The organism is Pseudomonas sp. A0308, assembly GCF_044218815.1.
GTDB classification, from domain to species: domain Bacteria; phylum Pseudomonadota; class Gammaproteobacteria; order Pseudomonadales; family Pseudomonadaceae; genus Aquipseudomonas; species Aquipseudomonas iridis.
In genome coordinates, this window is the sequence record NZ_CP162581.1 from 3900804 (window position 1) to 3913554 (window position 12751).

Annotated in this window: 13 protein-coding genes; 8 read left to right on the plus strand and 5 right to left on the minus strand. The window is 58.0% G+C overall.

What is annotated here, in order from left to right; all coding sequences use genetic code 11:
* The first annotated feature begins 10 nt into the window (after positions 1-10).
* The 4 genes from AB4P92_RS18000 (at position 11) to fba (ending at position 3147) form a co-directional block, all read left to right on the plus strand.
* Positions 11-1174 (plus strand): phosphoglycerate kinase, encoded by a 1164-nt coding sequence (locus tag AB4P92_RS18000; RefSeq protein ID WP_395597956.1) that lies wholly within the window; start codon positions 11-13, stop codon positions 1172-1174.
* Between the two features lie 34 nt (positions 1175-1208).
* Positions 1209-1430, plus strand: a complete 222-nt coding sequence (locus AB4P92_RS18005) for a hypothetical protein (protein WP_042561491.1) — start codon at positions 1209-1211, stop codon at positions 1428-1430.
* A 57-nt stretch (positions 1431-1487) separates the two neighbouring features.
* The gene (locus tag AB4P92_RS18010; RefSeq protein WP_008081029.1) at positions 1488-1820 is read left to right on the plus strand and encodes an MliC family protein; all 333 of its coding nucleotides are present in this window, start codon (positions 1488-1490) and stop codon (positions 1818-1820) included.
* Between the two features lie 262 nt (positions 1821-2082).
* Positions 2083-3147, plus strand: coding sequence for a class II fructose-bisphosphate aldolase (fba, locus tag AB4P92_RS18015; RefSeq protein WP_007913760.1), 1065 nt, complete (start codon positions 2083-2085; stop codon positions 3145-3147).
* Between the two features lie 127 nt (positions 3148-3274).
* Here the strand turns inward: fba and AB4P92_RS18020 are convergent, their stop codons facing one another.
* The 3 genes from AB4P92_RS18020 to AB4P92_RS18030 all read right to left on the minus strand — a co-directional run bounded on the left by AB4P92_RS18020 (position 3275) and on the right by AB4P92_RS18030 (position 5393).
* Complete coding sequence (locus AB4P92_RS18020; RefSeq protein ID WP_042561490.1) at positions 3275-3700, minus strand: hypothetical protein; 426 nt, start codon at positions 3698-3700, stop codon at positions 3275-3277.
* A gap of 206 nt (positions 3701-3906) precedes the next feature.
* Entirely contained in the window at positions 3907-4269 is a 363-nt protein-coding gene (locus tag AB4P92_RS18025) for a DUF6124 family protein (RefSeq protein ID WP_042561489.1), read from the minus strand.
* Positions 4270-4724: 455 nt separating this feature from the next.
* Positions 4725-5393: a polysaccharide lyase family 7 protein gene (locus AB4P92_RS18030; protein ID WP_047303876.1), complete on the minus strand. Its 669-nt coding sequence runs from the start codon at positions 5391-5393 to the stop codon at positions 4725-4727.
* 320 nt (positions 5394-5713) lie between these two features.
* Between AB4P92_RS18030 and AB4P92_RS18035 the strand changes: the two genes are divergently transcribed.
* The 3 genes from AB4P92_RS18035 to AB4P92_RS18045 are packed head-to-tail and all read left to right on the plus strand — an operon-like array spanning position 5714 to position 8696.
* Complete coding sequence (locus AB4P92_RS18035; protein ID WP_115147139.1) at positions 5714-7837, plus strand: bifunctional diguanylate cyclase/phosphodiesterase; 2124 nt, start codon at positions 5714-5716, stop codon at positions 7835-7837.
* 44 nt (positions 7838-7881) lie between these two features.
* A complete protein-coding gene (locus tag AB4P92_RS18040; protein WP_042561486.1) occupies positions 7882-8373 on the plus strand; it encodes a M48 family metallopeptidase in 492 nt (163 codons plus the stop codon).
* A 26-nt stretch (positions 8374-8399) separates the two neighbouring features.
* Complete coding sequence (locus AB4P92_RS18045) at positions 8400-8696, plus strand: helix-turn-helix domain-containing protein (RefSeq protein ID WP_027610630.1); 297 nt, start codon at positions 8400-8402, stop codon at positions 8694-8696.
* 122 nt (positions 8697-8818) lie between these two features.
* Here the strand turns inward: AB4P92_RS18045 and AB4P92_RS18050 are convergent, their stop codons facing one another.
* Positions 8819-9271, minus strand: a complete 453-nt coding sequence (locus AB4P92_RS18050; protein WP_042561485.1) for a GNAT family N-acetyltransferase — start codon at positions 9269-9271, stop codon at positions 8819-8821.
* A gap of 254 nt (positions 9272-9525) precedes the next feature.
* Here AB4P92_RS18050 and AB4P92_RS18055 point away from each other — a divergent pair, with 254 nt between their 5' ends.
* Positions 9526-10263 carry an ABC transporter substrate-binding protein gene (locus tag AB4P92_RS18055; RefSeq protein ID WP_042561484.1) on the plus strand — a complete coding sequence of 246 codons (738 nt, stop codon included), beginning with the start codon at positions 9526-9528 and terminating at the stop codon, positions 10261-10263.
* Positions 10264-10411: 148 nt separating this feature from the next.
* Here the strand turns inward: AB4P92_RS18055 and yccS are convergent, their stop codons facing one another.
* Positions 10412-12595: a YccS family putative transporter gene (gene yccS / locus AB4P92_RS18060; protein ID WP_047303870.1), complete on the minus strand. Its 2184-nt coding sequence runs from the start codon at positions 12593-12595 to the stop codon at positions 10412-10414.
* Between the last annotated feature and the right edge of the window lie 156 nt (positions 12596-12751).

Consider the following 12751-nt stretch of genomic DNA (forward strand, 5'->3'; position numbering starts at 1 on the left):
AGTGCGACCCATGACCGTGTTGAAGATGTCCGACCTCGATCTGCAAGGTAAGCGCGTATTGATCCGCGAAGACCTCAACGTCCCAGTCAAGGACGGTGTTGTCACCAGCGATGCGCGAATCCTGGCTTCGCTGCCGACCATCAAGCTGGCCCTGGAAAAAGGTGCCGCCGTCATGGTGTGCTCGCACCTTGGCCGTCCGACCGAAGGCGAGTTCTCGGTCGAGAACAGTCTCAAGCCAGTCGCTGACTACCTGAGCAAGGCACTCGGCCGTGAAGTGCCGCTGGTAGCCGATTACCTGGGCGGCGTTGACGTCAAGGCCGGCGACATCGTGCTGTTCGAAAACGTGCGCTTCAACAAGGGCGAGAAAAAGAACGCTGACGAACTGGCCCAGCAATACGCCGCCCTGTGCGATGTGTTCGTGATGGACGCGTTCGGCACCGCTCACCGCGCCGAGGGTTCGACCCACGGCGTGGCCAAATTTGCCAAAGTCGCCGCTGCTGGCCCACTGCTGGCCGCCGAGCTGGATGCACTGGGCAAAGCGCTGGGCGCGCCTGCGCAACCAATGGCTGCCATCGTTGCCGGCTCCAAGGTCTCGACCAAACTCGACGTACTGAACAGCCTGAGCCAGATCTGCGATCAACTGATCGTCGGCGGCGGTATCGCCAACACCTTCCTTGCCGCTGCCGGTCATCCGGTAGGCAAGTCGCTGTACGAACCGGATCTGCTCGACACCGCGCGCGCCATCGCCGCCAAGGTCAGCGTGCCGCTGCCCGTTGATGTTGTGGTTGCCAAGGAATTCGCCGAGTCCGCTGAAGCCACCGTCAAGCTCATCGCTGACGTTGCCGCCGACGACATGATTCTGGACATCGGCCCGCAAACCGCAGCCAACTTCGCCGAACTGCTGAAATCGTCGAAAACCATTCTGTGGAACGGCCCGGTCGGCGTGTTCGAGTTCGATCAGTTCGGCAACGGCACCAAAGTGCTGGCTCAGGCCATTGCCGACAGCGATGCGTTCTCGATTGCCGGCGGTGGCGACACCCTGGCGGCCATCGATAAATATGGCGTGGCTGAAAAGATCTCCTACATTTCCACCGGTGGCGGCGCGTTCCTCGAATTCGTCGAAGGCAAAGTGCTGCCAGCCGTTGAAGTCCTGGAAAGCCGGGCCAAGGCCTGAGGCCGCCCGTTTGGCCAGGCAAAGGAGTGTTCACATGGTCAAGTCGTTAGCATTGTTGTTGCTGACCGGTACGCTGGCGGCCTGCGGGAGCAACCCGAAGGCCGAGCCTACGCCTGCGCCAGACGCGGTGCACAAAGGCTGTTATCAGGCCGACTGGCAGGCCGAGACCAACCCGGTGCTGAACAAGCGTTCCGGGCCGGACGGTCTGGACAAATACGAGACGCAAACCCCGGCCAAGGAACATGGTTGTCCTTGACGGGTCTGACTCTTTAATTCAGGACTGGCGGCGTGCGTCGTCAGTCGAGGAACACGGATGAAAGGCTTGATCGCCATTGCGGCGTTGGCATTGTTGGGCGGTTGCGCGCAGTTGAACCTGTTTCAGTCGTCCGCCCCTGCGGATAACTGGACCACCTGGACCTGCGACAGCCAGGCCAAAGTGCTCTGGCGTTACGCCGATGCCGGCCAGAAGGAAGTCGACGTTCGACTGGGCGGCGGTGATCAGGTCTATCGCCTGAAAGAAGAACCGGGCGCCTCGGGCACGCTGTACAGCGACGGCATGCTGGCGTTTCACGTCAAGGGTGAGGAGGGCCTGGTGTATTGGGTCGCCACCAATGACCTGATCGGCCGCGGCTGCAAAGCCGAGTAACACGATTGAATTGATGTACGGAGATCCAAATGTGGGAGCGAGCCTGCTCGCGAAAGCAATCTTATTGCCGATGATGCAGTGTCTGTCAGACCGCTTTCGCGAGCAGGCTCGCTCCCACAGGGGTTCTGTGTTGTTCACAAGATTTTGGTACCACCGAATCACCAGGCCGGGCCTCAACCCCCGATCTGCAATCACTTGAATAGCCGCCGCCGCTCCGGCAGGCTGGCACGATTAACGACCCAAACCGGGAGAGACACACACAATGGCACTTATCAGCATGCGCCAGATGTTGGACCACGCAGCCGAGTTCGGCTACGGCGTTCCAGCTTTCAACGTCAACAACCTTGAGCAGATGCGCGCCATCATGGAAGCCGCTGACAAGACTGACTCCCCGGTGATCGTCCAGGCTTCGGCCGGCGCCCGTAAATACGCCGGCGCGCCATTCCTGCGCCACCTGATCCTGGCCGCGATCGAAGAATTCCCGCACATCCCGGTGTGCATGCACCAGGACCACGGCACCAGCCCTGACGTCTGCCAGCGCTCGATCCAACTGGGCTTCAGCTCGGTGATGATGGACGGTTCCCTTGGCGAAGACGGCAAGACCCCGACCGACTACGACTACAACGTTCGCGTCACTCAGCAGACCGTAGCCATGGCTCACGCCTGCGGCGTTTCGGTAGAAGGCGAGCTGGGCTGCCTGGGTTCTCTGGAAACCGGTATGGCCGGTGAAGAAGACGGCATCGGCGCCGAAGGCGTTCTGGATCACAGCCAAATGCTGACCGACCCGGAAGAAGCCGCTGACTTCGTCAAGCGCACCCAGGTCGACGCATTGGCCATCGCCATCGGCACCAGCCACGGCGCCTACAAGTTCACCAAGCCACCTACCGGCGACGTGCTGGCCATCGACCGCATCAAGGAAATCCACAAACGCATCCCGAACACCCACCTGGTGATGCACGGTTCCTCGTCGGTGCCACAAGAGTGGCTGGCGATCATCAACCAGTACGGCGGCGACATCAAAGAAACCTACGGCGTACCGGTTGAAGAAATCGTCGAAGGCATCAAGTACGGCGTGCGCAAGGTCAACATCGACACCGACCTGCGCCTGGCATCCACAGGCGCCATGCGTCGCCTGATGGCCACCAACCCGAGCGAATTCGACCCACGTAAATTCTTCGGCGCGACCGTGACTGCGATGCGTGATGTATGTATCGCTCGTTATGAAGCGTTCGGCACTGCCGGTAATGCTTCGAAGATCAAGCCGATCTCGCTGGAAGCGATGTATCAGCGTTATCTGAAGGGTGAGTTGAACGCCAAGGTTAACTAAGCCTTAGCGTCAAACCATTGAATCAAGAAACCCGCCGAGAGGCGGGTTTTTTGTGGGGGCGGGTCGCTGTTAAATATCCAGCGAATAATTAAGAAGTAACTAGCGAATAAAATGGGATGATTGCATGTTATGGGTAAAAGTTCACATTAAATTGCGCTGTGCTAGAGATTCCACAAACAGGGTCGCTAACAATAATGCGAGTGTGTGCATTAACGCCGTCCTCCGCCTTAACCCTAATAGTAGCCTGATCAGTTGGGTCTAGAAATTCATATCCGCCTGTAACTTTCTCCCATTTGTAGATCTTGGTGCCGCTAGGCGTCTTTGAGTTACTCGCATCATAAACATACTCTACGTTGACTTTGCCGCTATCAGGTCTCTTGACGTCAAGATGAATGTCTTTTGAGGTTTTAACTAGGACCATTCCCCCTGCGTCCCTGTCATATTCTTGAGTGGTGTTATGGCAGGAGTCGGGCGTGTCAGCGTTGACGCCAGTACTAATGAGGACTAGCGCACTTGCAGCTGCGGCGAAAATAATTGATTTTAAAGGTTTCATAGTTAGATCCTTCTAAATTTAATTTAAGAGGCGTTGTTTTATGTTTCTGTTCATACAAAACGATAGTAGACCTCGGTTTTTTTATTTACACCTGTCAGATCTGACAGGGTTATAGATCTTTTCGCGATAGCGATGGCAGCAAACTATAGAAAATATTTGCTTGTTTGCTTGTTTGCTTGTTTGCTTGTTTGCTTTAAGGCTGGGGGTTACTTGTTAAGTTCAACATGATCCAGTGCCTGATTCACCGCCAGTTCACCGAGCATGACTACCTGCGCAATGCCCAGCGCGGTCTTGCGGTGCGAGGTATCGAGCATCGCCGCGAAGTTGTTGAGCATTTCGCTGGCTGAGCCCAACGTTTCGCTGGCATTGGCCAGCAAGGACTCGGTGTTGTACTTCGGGTTGGCGAGGTACATGGGTTCGGGGTTGTTGGTGCTCGCCATTATGTGGGCGGCGGGATTGAGGTAGTGGTCGAGGGCGCGTTCGGCGGCGTCGTTGAGTTTTTTTGAGTCGGGGGATTCGTACGGGGAGGCCGGGTCGGTGGTCGGCGGGTGTGGCGTTGATTTGGTCATAAGCTGAAAACTCCTGTTGGAGCCGCTTCTCCCTCTCTACTAAAAGAAGGGTGGCAGCTGTGCGCAGGTTAGTAGACCGGGGAGTATTCAGCATTGACCGGCGCGCCGAAGCGCCCTGCACACAGCCACCATCAAGTCAGACAGCAAGAGCTGACTGAAGCGCTATGCACATAACTGAAAAACACCACGGGCTACTAAACCCGATCACTGGAAATCAGTGACGCGAATCAAGTTACCGATGGCCCTCCAGGCGCACAAGCCGGCGGATTCTGGCGTAGTGGTAGGCAACGACGCAAGCTGTTGTAGGCATCCGGACGTAACCGCTGACAGATCTAAACAGCGCCGTTTAAAGGTAGGAGCTGCCGAAGGCTGCGATCTCTTGATCTTGCTTTTGATATTGAAAAGTCAAAGTCAAAAGATCGCAGCCTTCGGCAGCTCCTACAGGAGAACGCGGGTTATTTGTCGTGATCGATATCGAGTTTGCTGAAGGTCACCTGCCCACCCTCGCTGGTGTAGCCGGTGTTGTCCTGCACATACACCCCGGCCTTGAAATACAGCGGCTTGTTACGCCACGTCGCGCTGATCTGTGAATCCCACTGATAACCCGCCGCACTCACGCCCAACGCGCCGCCGGGGCTGAGGTGGATGAGGTAGTTGAATTCGCGGTCCATTTTGACGCCGGTGGCGAGGGTGATGACGCGGCTTTCGTCATCATCGGGGCGCATGCGGACTTTGATTACAAGGTTGCCGGTTTCGGTTTTAGTCTTGTATTGGTACTCGAGCTTGAGCATCGGCTTCTGGCTTTCATAGGCATGAATCTGGCCGATGACGATTTTGCCGGAGCTTGGCACTTTGTTGACCGTGACGGTCGCGCGTAGCAGGTTGTCGGCGTCCGGGTAATACCAATTTCGCAGGGTGCCGTTGCTGTAGGTCTCGCGCAGTTCAGTACGCGGGTAGATGGCGTTTTCGGTTTTTGACCCGGTGACCGGTGACCAGAAGAACAGGGTGCCGGTGTCGGAATGGAAGTATTGATCCTTGAAGCCTTTCACCAGTTTGGAGGTTTCGACGGTATATGGCGGGCTGCCAACGGGAACGCTGAGGTTCCAGGTTGCGAGATCGATCATGTCGGTTCTTCCACTCAAGTTTCGCTGCACGCACGTGCCAGATGCTCTAGCCCGCGCGTTTTGGGGCGGCCTTTATAAGCGTAGAGGGAAAGTTTGTTAACGGCCGTCCGGCGGAAGGTTGACGTCAACATCCTGTCGAAATGCCACCTTTCCCGGTTTCAGGGGGCTTCAAGCGTGACCGTTAGTCGGCTAAACCAGTCATTCGTTAAATGATGGCTTGATGACAGCTACTGCTTTAGTGGATCCAAGACTAGAGTGAACGCTCAGTATGTGTGCGGTTTTTACCGGAACCGACCTGATGTCCCGACAAGAGAAGCAGCATGGAATGCGCGCAACCCCCGCCAAGTGAAGGCAGCTCTGTCCTCTTAATCGTAGATGATTACCCTGAAAACCTGATTAGCATGCGCGCATTGCTGCAGCGTCAGGATTGGCACGTCATGACCGCCGCCTCCGGTTTCGAGGCGCTCAATATTCTGCTCGAACACGACGTCGATCTGGTCCTGCTGGATGTGCAGATGCCGGGCATGGACGGCTTTGAAGTCGCGCGGCTGATGCGTGGCAGTCAGCGCACGCGCCTTACGCCAATCATTTTCCTCACCGCCAACGAGCAATCCCAGGATGCCGTGATCAAGGGCTATGCCAGTGGGGCGGTGGATTACCTGTTTAAACCCTTCGACCCGCAGATCCTCAAGCCCAAGGTGCAAGCGCTGCTGGAGCATCAGCGCAATCGCCGCGCCTTGCAGCAACTGACTCGCGATCTGGAGTTGGCTCGGGCATTTAATGCCTCGGTGCTGGATAACGCTGCCGAAGGCATTCTGGTGCTGGGCGAGGACGGTCTGATCCGCTTTGCCAATCCGGCGATTTCACGGCTGCTCAATGCACCGGTGAAAGAGCTGGAGGGTAAGGAGTTTCTTGATTACCTGCAGAAACCACACATCCCGTTGTGGGCCGATTCCGAATTCAAAAGCAGTTACCAGCGCGGCGAAACCTTGCGGCTGCGCGACGCTTTGCTGCGTACCGCGCCCGGACAGCAAGTGCCGGTGGCGCTGTCCTGCGCGCCGTTACCCGCCGAGCAATATGGGATGGTGGTGACGGTGCTCGACATGTCGGTGGTGCGTCATTTGCACCAGCAGCTTGAATATCAGGCAGTCACTGATCCGCTGACCGGGTTGCTCAATCGTCGTGGCTTTTATCAAACCGTCGAAAACCTGCTACTGCGCGGCGAACGCAGCGACGGCAGTTGGGTGCTGCTTTATCTGGATCTCGACGGCTTTAAACGCGTCAACGATTCCCTCGGGCACGACGCGGGCGACCGCGTGTTGCGCTGGGTCTCTGAACAGTTGAAGGCGTGTTTGCGGCCGTTCGATATTCTTGCGCGCATGGGCGGTGATGAATTTACTGCACTGCTGGATCTGGAGTTTCCCGAGCAGGCGGCGAAGATTGCCGAGAAACTGATCGAACGGGTCTCGATCTGTCAGCAAATCGAAGGTATGGATATTGCCCTCGGCGCCAGTATCGGTATCGCCACTTATCCGGACTGCGGATCGAACCTCGACGGATTGCTACGTGCCTCGGACATCGCCATGTACGAAGCCAAACGCGCCGGGCGTCAGCAATATCGCTTCTATGATCATGAAATGAACGGCCGTGCGCGCTCGCGGTTGATGCTTGAAGAAAGTGTGCGCACGGCCATCGAAAACCGTGATTTCAATCTGGTCTATCAACCGCAGGTGGCGATTGATAGCGGGCAGATCCGTGGTTTCGAGGCACTGCTGCGTTGGCAGCACCCGAGCGTGGGTGATGTGCCGCCGGGGTTGTTCCTGCCGTTGCTGGAGGAGGCGCGGCTGATCAGTCGCCTCGGCAGCTGGATTTATCACCGTGGCGCTGGGCAGCGAAAGGCCTGGGAAACCTTGTTTGCCGAAGACCTGGTGCTCGGCGTCAGTTTGAGCAACACCCAGTTCGGCCTGCCCAATCTGGTCACCGAGTTGCGTCAGGTCATGGAGCGGCACGCCTTGCAGCCACGGCAACTGGAGGTCGAGGTCACCGAGGAGGCCTTGATGCAAAACCCCGACGAAACCCGCAAGCAGCTGCGCTTGCTGCGCAATCTCGGGGTGCGGGTGGCGCTCGACGATTTCGGCTCCGGGCCATGTTCGTTGACGCATTTGCGTGATCTGGAACTGGACACACTCAAGCTCGATCGCCATCTGATCGCTCGATTGCCGGACTCCAAAAAGGATGCGTACCTGGTGAGCACGGTGATCAATCTGTGCAAGCAATACGGTTTGCTGGTGATTGCCGAGGGTGTCGAGACCATCGAGCAATATCAATGGCTGCAAGCCCACGGCTGCGAGTACGTACAGGGCTTTCTCGTGGCGCGTCCGATGATTGCCGAAGACGCCGCAAGCTTTGCCGAGCCTTTCGACTGGAGCGCGTTGCCCGGCTGAATTCGCTACACTGGCACACCTTTTTCGAACCGTGTCGCCCGTCCATGATTGTGTTGAAGTACCTCCAGGCCTATCCCGCGCAACTCCAGGATCAGGTGCGCCAATTGATCGCCGACGGGCGTCTGGGTGAATACCTGGACCAGCGTTATGCGGGGCGCCACGATGTGCAGAGCGACAAGGCGCTGTACACCTACGCGCTGGACCTGAAGCAGGAATACCTGCGCAACGCCCCGGCCATCGACAAAGTGCTGTTCGATAACCGCCTCGACCTGACCCACCGTGCTCTCGGGTTGCACACCACGGTTTCGCGCGTTCAGGGCGGCAAACTCAAGGCCAAGAAAGAGATTCGTATCGCCTCGCTGTTCAAGGACGCTGCGCCGGACTTTCTGAAAATGATCGTCGTGCATGAATTGGCGCATTTCAAAGAGTCGGATCACAACAAGGCGTTTTACAAATTGTGCGAACACATGCTGCCGGGGTATCACCAGGTCGAGTTTGATCTGCGGGTGTATCTGACCTGGCGAGATATGCAATAACAACAGTCGCAACCAGGAAGGTGTGGATGGACGTCAGCAAGACCAAAAGCAGTTTCTATCGACGCTTGTACGTCGCGTACCTGATCGACAGCGGTCTGGCCCCAAGCGTGCCGGCGCTGACCGAAGTGACCGGCATGCCCCGGCGCACGGCGCAGGACACGATCGCCGCACTGGCGGATCTGGATATCATTTGCGAGTTCGAGCAGGAAGAGGGCGCCCGCAACCATGCCGGGCGTTATCGGATTCGTGAGTGGGGGGCGATTGATCGGGGGTGGATCGAGCGCAATCTGCGGCAGATCAAGGCTGTGCTTGAGTATCCCTGAATCCTGAGTGGATTGGGCTGACGCCATCGCTGGCAAGCCAGCCCCCACAGGTTTTCTGGTGTTCACATAGGTTGTGAACGACGCAACACCTTGTGGGAGCTGGCTTGCCAGCGATGGGGCCTTCAGGAACGACGCATCCCGATATGCGGAATGTCGTCCTCCAGATATTCCTCTCCCGCCACCACGAAACCGTACTTGCCGTAATACCCCTGCAAATGCGCCTGCGCCGACAGATAGATCGGCACCTGCGGCCAGTGTTTCTCGGCCTGCTTCAGCGCCTGCTCCATCATTTCGTGCCCCACTCCTTGGCCGCGGGCTTGCGGCGCTGTGATCACGCGGCCAATCACCACGTCGCCACCCTGGGATTGCGGATCGAGCAGGCGCAGATAAGCCTTCAACTGATCATCCTCCCAACCCATCAGGTGATAGGTGTCGCCCTCCAGATCCTGCCCGTCGAGGTCGGGGTAGGCGCATTTCTGTTCAACCACGAACACTTCCGACCGCAGCTTCAACAGTGCGTACAGCTGCTCTTTGCCCAGATCGCTGTGATGTTTGCAGACCCACTCGATTGTCATTTTCCGATTCCTTGAATACGTCGTCCGATACTAAGCGCACCGGTCGCAGATGTCTGTATGGCGTAAGAGTCTGTGACAAAGGTCAAAATGCCATCATTCCTTTCGCGCAGCACGGGCGTCTTTGTGTAATCTGCGGGTGAGCGCTGTGCACAGGCTCCATTGAGCTAATGTTAGTGCCTGGGTTTTGCCGGTAAGGGGCCTTGGGGTTTTGACTGAAAACACGCAGGGCTCCGGCCCGCTAAGGATTTTCAAGCATGCCGCGTTTGCATCGAGCCTTTGCTTTGATCGGATTGCTCTTGCTGGCTCAGACCGCAGCGGCGCAGAAGTTGCGGCTGGTGTTTGATATCTGGCCGCCCTTTACCGATGACACACTGGTCAACGGCGGTCTGGCCACCGACATCGTCACCACCGCGCTGGCCCGGGCGGGCTATGCCAGCGGTTACGAGCAGGTGCCGTGGGCGCGGGCGCTGCTGGGGGTTGGCGAGGGGCGTTACGACGTACTGGTCAACGCCTGGTACAACGAAGACCGGACGAAAATGGGGCAGTTTTCCGGTGAGTATCTGGTCAACCGCATCCGCTTTCTCAAGCGCAAAGACACGCCACTTGAATACAACAATCTGCAGCAACTGCACACGTATCCCATAGCGGTGGTGCGCGGCTACGCCTACTCGCCGCCATTTGATGCCGACACGGCGTTACAGAAAGTCCCTGTGCATAACTTTGCCATGGGCGTGCGCATGCTGGCGGCGGATCGGGTCAAGCTGACGCTGGAGGATGAATATGTCGCGCGGTATTACCTGGCGCGGGAATCATCGAAGGTACGCAGTGCGGTGGAGTTTTTGCCCAAGCCGTTGAGCGAGAACAGCCTGCACATATTGGTGAGTCTTAAGAATCCGCAGCATGCGCAGATTGTCGCGGGGTTTGATCGGGCTATTGCGGCGATGAAGGCGGATGGCAGTTATGACAAGTTGCTTCGACAGCATGGGATGTAGGTTTCTGATCCCTGAGTTGTGTTGTTGCTGAGGGCCTCATCGCTGGCAAGCCAGCTCCCACAGTGGGTCGGGTTGATTCACAAAATTGTGCTTCACCAAAGAACCCTGTGGGAGCTGGCTTGCCAGCGATGGGGTCAGTCGGGCCAACTCAAGCTTCAGAGGTGTCCTTGATCAGATGCGCCGCCAACGTCCGCAGCGGCCCCAACTGTCGGCAGATCAGCGCCAGTTGCGTCTGCACCAGTCGCTGTCCTTCATCGATTTCATCCGGCATCTGCTCCAGCTCATTGGCCAGTGCTTCTTCTTCGTCACTTTGAATCGCAATCGGTTGTTTGCTCGCCAGGCCTTGGGCGATTTCATCGATGCTCGCCGCCAGTTTCACCCCGGCGCCTTCTATCAACTGCTCACGCACATCCGCGGGCAACTGGGTTTCGCGGTGCGCTCCCAGCCCTGACAGATAACTCAGCAAGGTGTGCGACAGCACCAGAAAGCGGAAACCGACATCCGCTTCCTTACGAAAATGACCAGGCTCCATGAGCATGTTCGCCAGCGTCGTCGACAGCGCTGCATCAGCGTTGTGCGCGTTGCGTCGGGCCAGGCGATAGGCGAGGTCGTCACTCTTGCCCGCCGCGTATTGCTGCATGATCTGGCGCAGGTAGATGCTGTTGCAGGTCAGGGTGTTGGCCAGCACTTTGTTCAGGCGCCGACCTTGCCAGTCCGGCAGGAACAGGAGCACCGTCAGACCGGCGATCAGGCTGCCGAGCAAGGTATCGAACAGTCGCGGCAGAAACAGCCCGTAACCGTCGCCGACCTGATTGAAGCAGAACAGCACCATGATGGTGATTGCGGCGGTCGCCAGGGTGTAGCGAGTGGTGCGGTTGGTAAAGAACACGACCCCGGCGGCGATGGCGAAGCACGATTGCACCAGCGGACTTGGGAACAGATCGAACAACGCCCACGCCACGGTCAGGCCGATGGCAGTACCGAGAATCCGCTGGCCGAGTTTACGCCGCGTCGCGCCGTAGTTCGGCTGGCAGACGAACAGCGTGGTGAGGATGATCCAGTAGCCTTGCGACGGGTGAATCAAATGCACCATGCCGTAACCGATGCTCAAGGCCAGCGGCAGACGCAGCGCATGCCGGAACAGCAAAGAGGTCGGTGTCAGCTGTGTGCGCAAGCGAATCCACACATCCTTGAAGTTGCGCGGCGAACGGTCGAGCAGGCTGCTGTCGGTGGCGTCGGCCAAGGCATCGGGGTTGCTCGCATCGCTGAGCAAACGGTCGAGGGTGCCAAGGTTGGCCGCCAGTGCGCGCAGCGAGCGCAGCAGGCCGCGCCATGCCGGGTTGCTCTGGATGCGCAGGTGTTCGAGGGAGGCGTCGAGGTCGCTCAGGGCTTCGGCAAAACTGGCGTCGTAGATGAACGGCTGACGCATCTGGATCGATTCGGCCAGCGCCCGGCAGGCTTTACCCTGCTGGCGCAGCAGGCGCTGGCAGCGGAACAGTACGTCGCTGTGGAAAAATGCATCGGCCAGCGCGTTGTACGGATAGTGCGAAGAGCTGGCGCGTTCGTGGATGTCTTGGGCGAGGAAGTACAGCTTCAGGTAACGGCTGACTTTCGAGCCGGGCCGACCGTTGCCGACCCGGTGCAGGATGATTTCCTTGGCGCTGTTCAGTGCCGCCACCACGCGACCATTCTGCTGCGCCAGTTCCAGGCGTCGGGCCTCGACATCCATCTGCCGGATCGGCTCGAACAGCGAAGACTTCAGCTTCAGGTAAAAACCCAATTCACGGAACAACCGCGCCAGACTCTGTTGCACCGGCTGGTTGGAAAACAGCGCCTGCCACAGCACAGAGAGCAGGCCGTACCACGCGGCGCCAGCCACCAGCAGCATCGGTTCATGCCAGAAATCGAGCACTGCGCCGCCGCGCTGGTCGACGCCGATCATCGTGTACACGGAAAGGATCAGGGTTGCCGAGGCAATCGCCCCATAACGTTCGCCCAGCGCCCCGAGCATGGTCAGGCCGAAACTGGCCAACGCCAGCGCTATCGCAAAAATGATGGGGTAGGGGAAGAGCAGTTCCACCGACAGTGCGGCGATGCTGAAACACACCAGCGTCACGGCGAGTGCGTTGAGGCGACCCTGCCAACTGTCGTCGGTCTCGGCCAGGGCGCTGGCGATAATCCCCAGGAACAACGGGATCAGCAGGCCCATTTCATCCTGATACCAGCACAGCGCCATGCTGCCGGTCAGGGCGATGAACACCCGCACGCTATAACTGAATTTATCCAGCGCCCACAGGCGCCGCAAAGACTGACGAAACGAAGTCGAGGACATGAAGTGCGAAGGCCTTCCGAGGCGATGCCGCTAAATTGAGCCAGTAATGACGCCGACGCAATGGCGCCGATCACATCTGACAGCAAAAAGTGTTCCTTACTGCTTTTATGACGAACTCAAATTCATGGCTGGCATATAACCCTGTGGGAGCTGGCT

Bases quoted from the DNA above. Each gene is read 5' to 3' on its own strand.
- AB4P92_RS18000 (WP_395597956.1), top strand. From the start codon at position 11: ATGACCGTGTTGAAGATGTCCGACCTCGATCTGCAAGGTAAGCGCGTA.
- AB4P92_RS18005 (WP_042561491.1), top strand. From the start codon at position 1,209: ATGGTCAAGTCGTTAGCATTGTTGTTGCTGACCGGTACGCTGGCGGCC.
- AB4P92_RS18010 (WP_008081029.1), top strand. From the start codon at position 1,488: ATGAAAGGCTTGATCGCCATTGCGGCGTTGGCATTGTTGGGCGGTTGC.
- fba (WP_007913760.1), top strand. From the start codon at position 2,083: ATGGCACTTATCAGCATGCGCCAGATGTTGGACCACGCAGCCGAGTTC.
- AB4P92_RS18020 (WP_042561490.1), bottom strand. From the start codon at position 3,700: ATGAAACCTTTAAAATCAATTATTTTCGCCGCAGCTGCAAGTGCGCTA.
- AB4P92_RS18025 (WP_042561489.1), bottom strand. From the start codon at position 4,269: ATGACCAAATCAACGCCACACCCGCCGACCACCGACCCGGCCTCCCCG.
- AB4P92_RS18030 (WP_047303876.1), bottom strand. From the start codon at position 5,393: ATGATCGATCTCGCAACCTGGAACCTCAGCGTTCCCGTTGGCAGCCCG.
- AB4P92_RS18035 (WP_115147139.1), top strand. From the start codon at position 5,714: ATGGAATGCGCGCAACCCCCGCCAAGTGAAGGCAGCTCTGTCCTCTTA.
- AB4P92_RS18040 (WP_042561486.1), top strand. From the start codon at position 7,882: ATGATTGTGTTGAAGTACCTCCAGGCCTATCCCGCGCAACTCCAGGAT.
- AB4P92_RS18045 (WP_027610630.1), top strand. From the start codon at position 8,400: ATGGACGTCAGCAAGACCAAAAGCAGTTTCTATCGACGCTTGTACGTC.
- AB4P92_RS18050 (WP_042561485.1), bottom strand. From the start codon at position 9,271: ATGACAATCGAGTGGGTCTGCAAACATCACAGCGATCTGGGCAAAGAG.
- AB4P92_RS18055 (WP_042561484.1), top strand. From the start codon at position 9,526: ATGCCGCGTTTGCATCGAGCCTTTGCTTTGATCGGATTGCTCTTGCTG.
- yccS (WP_047303870.1), bottom strand. From the start codon at position 12,595: ATGTCCTCGACTTCGTTTCGTCAGTCTTTGCGGCGCCTGTGGGCGCTG.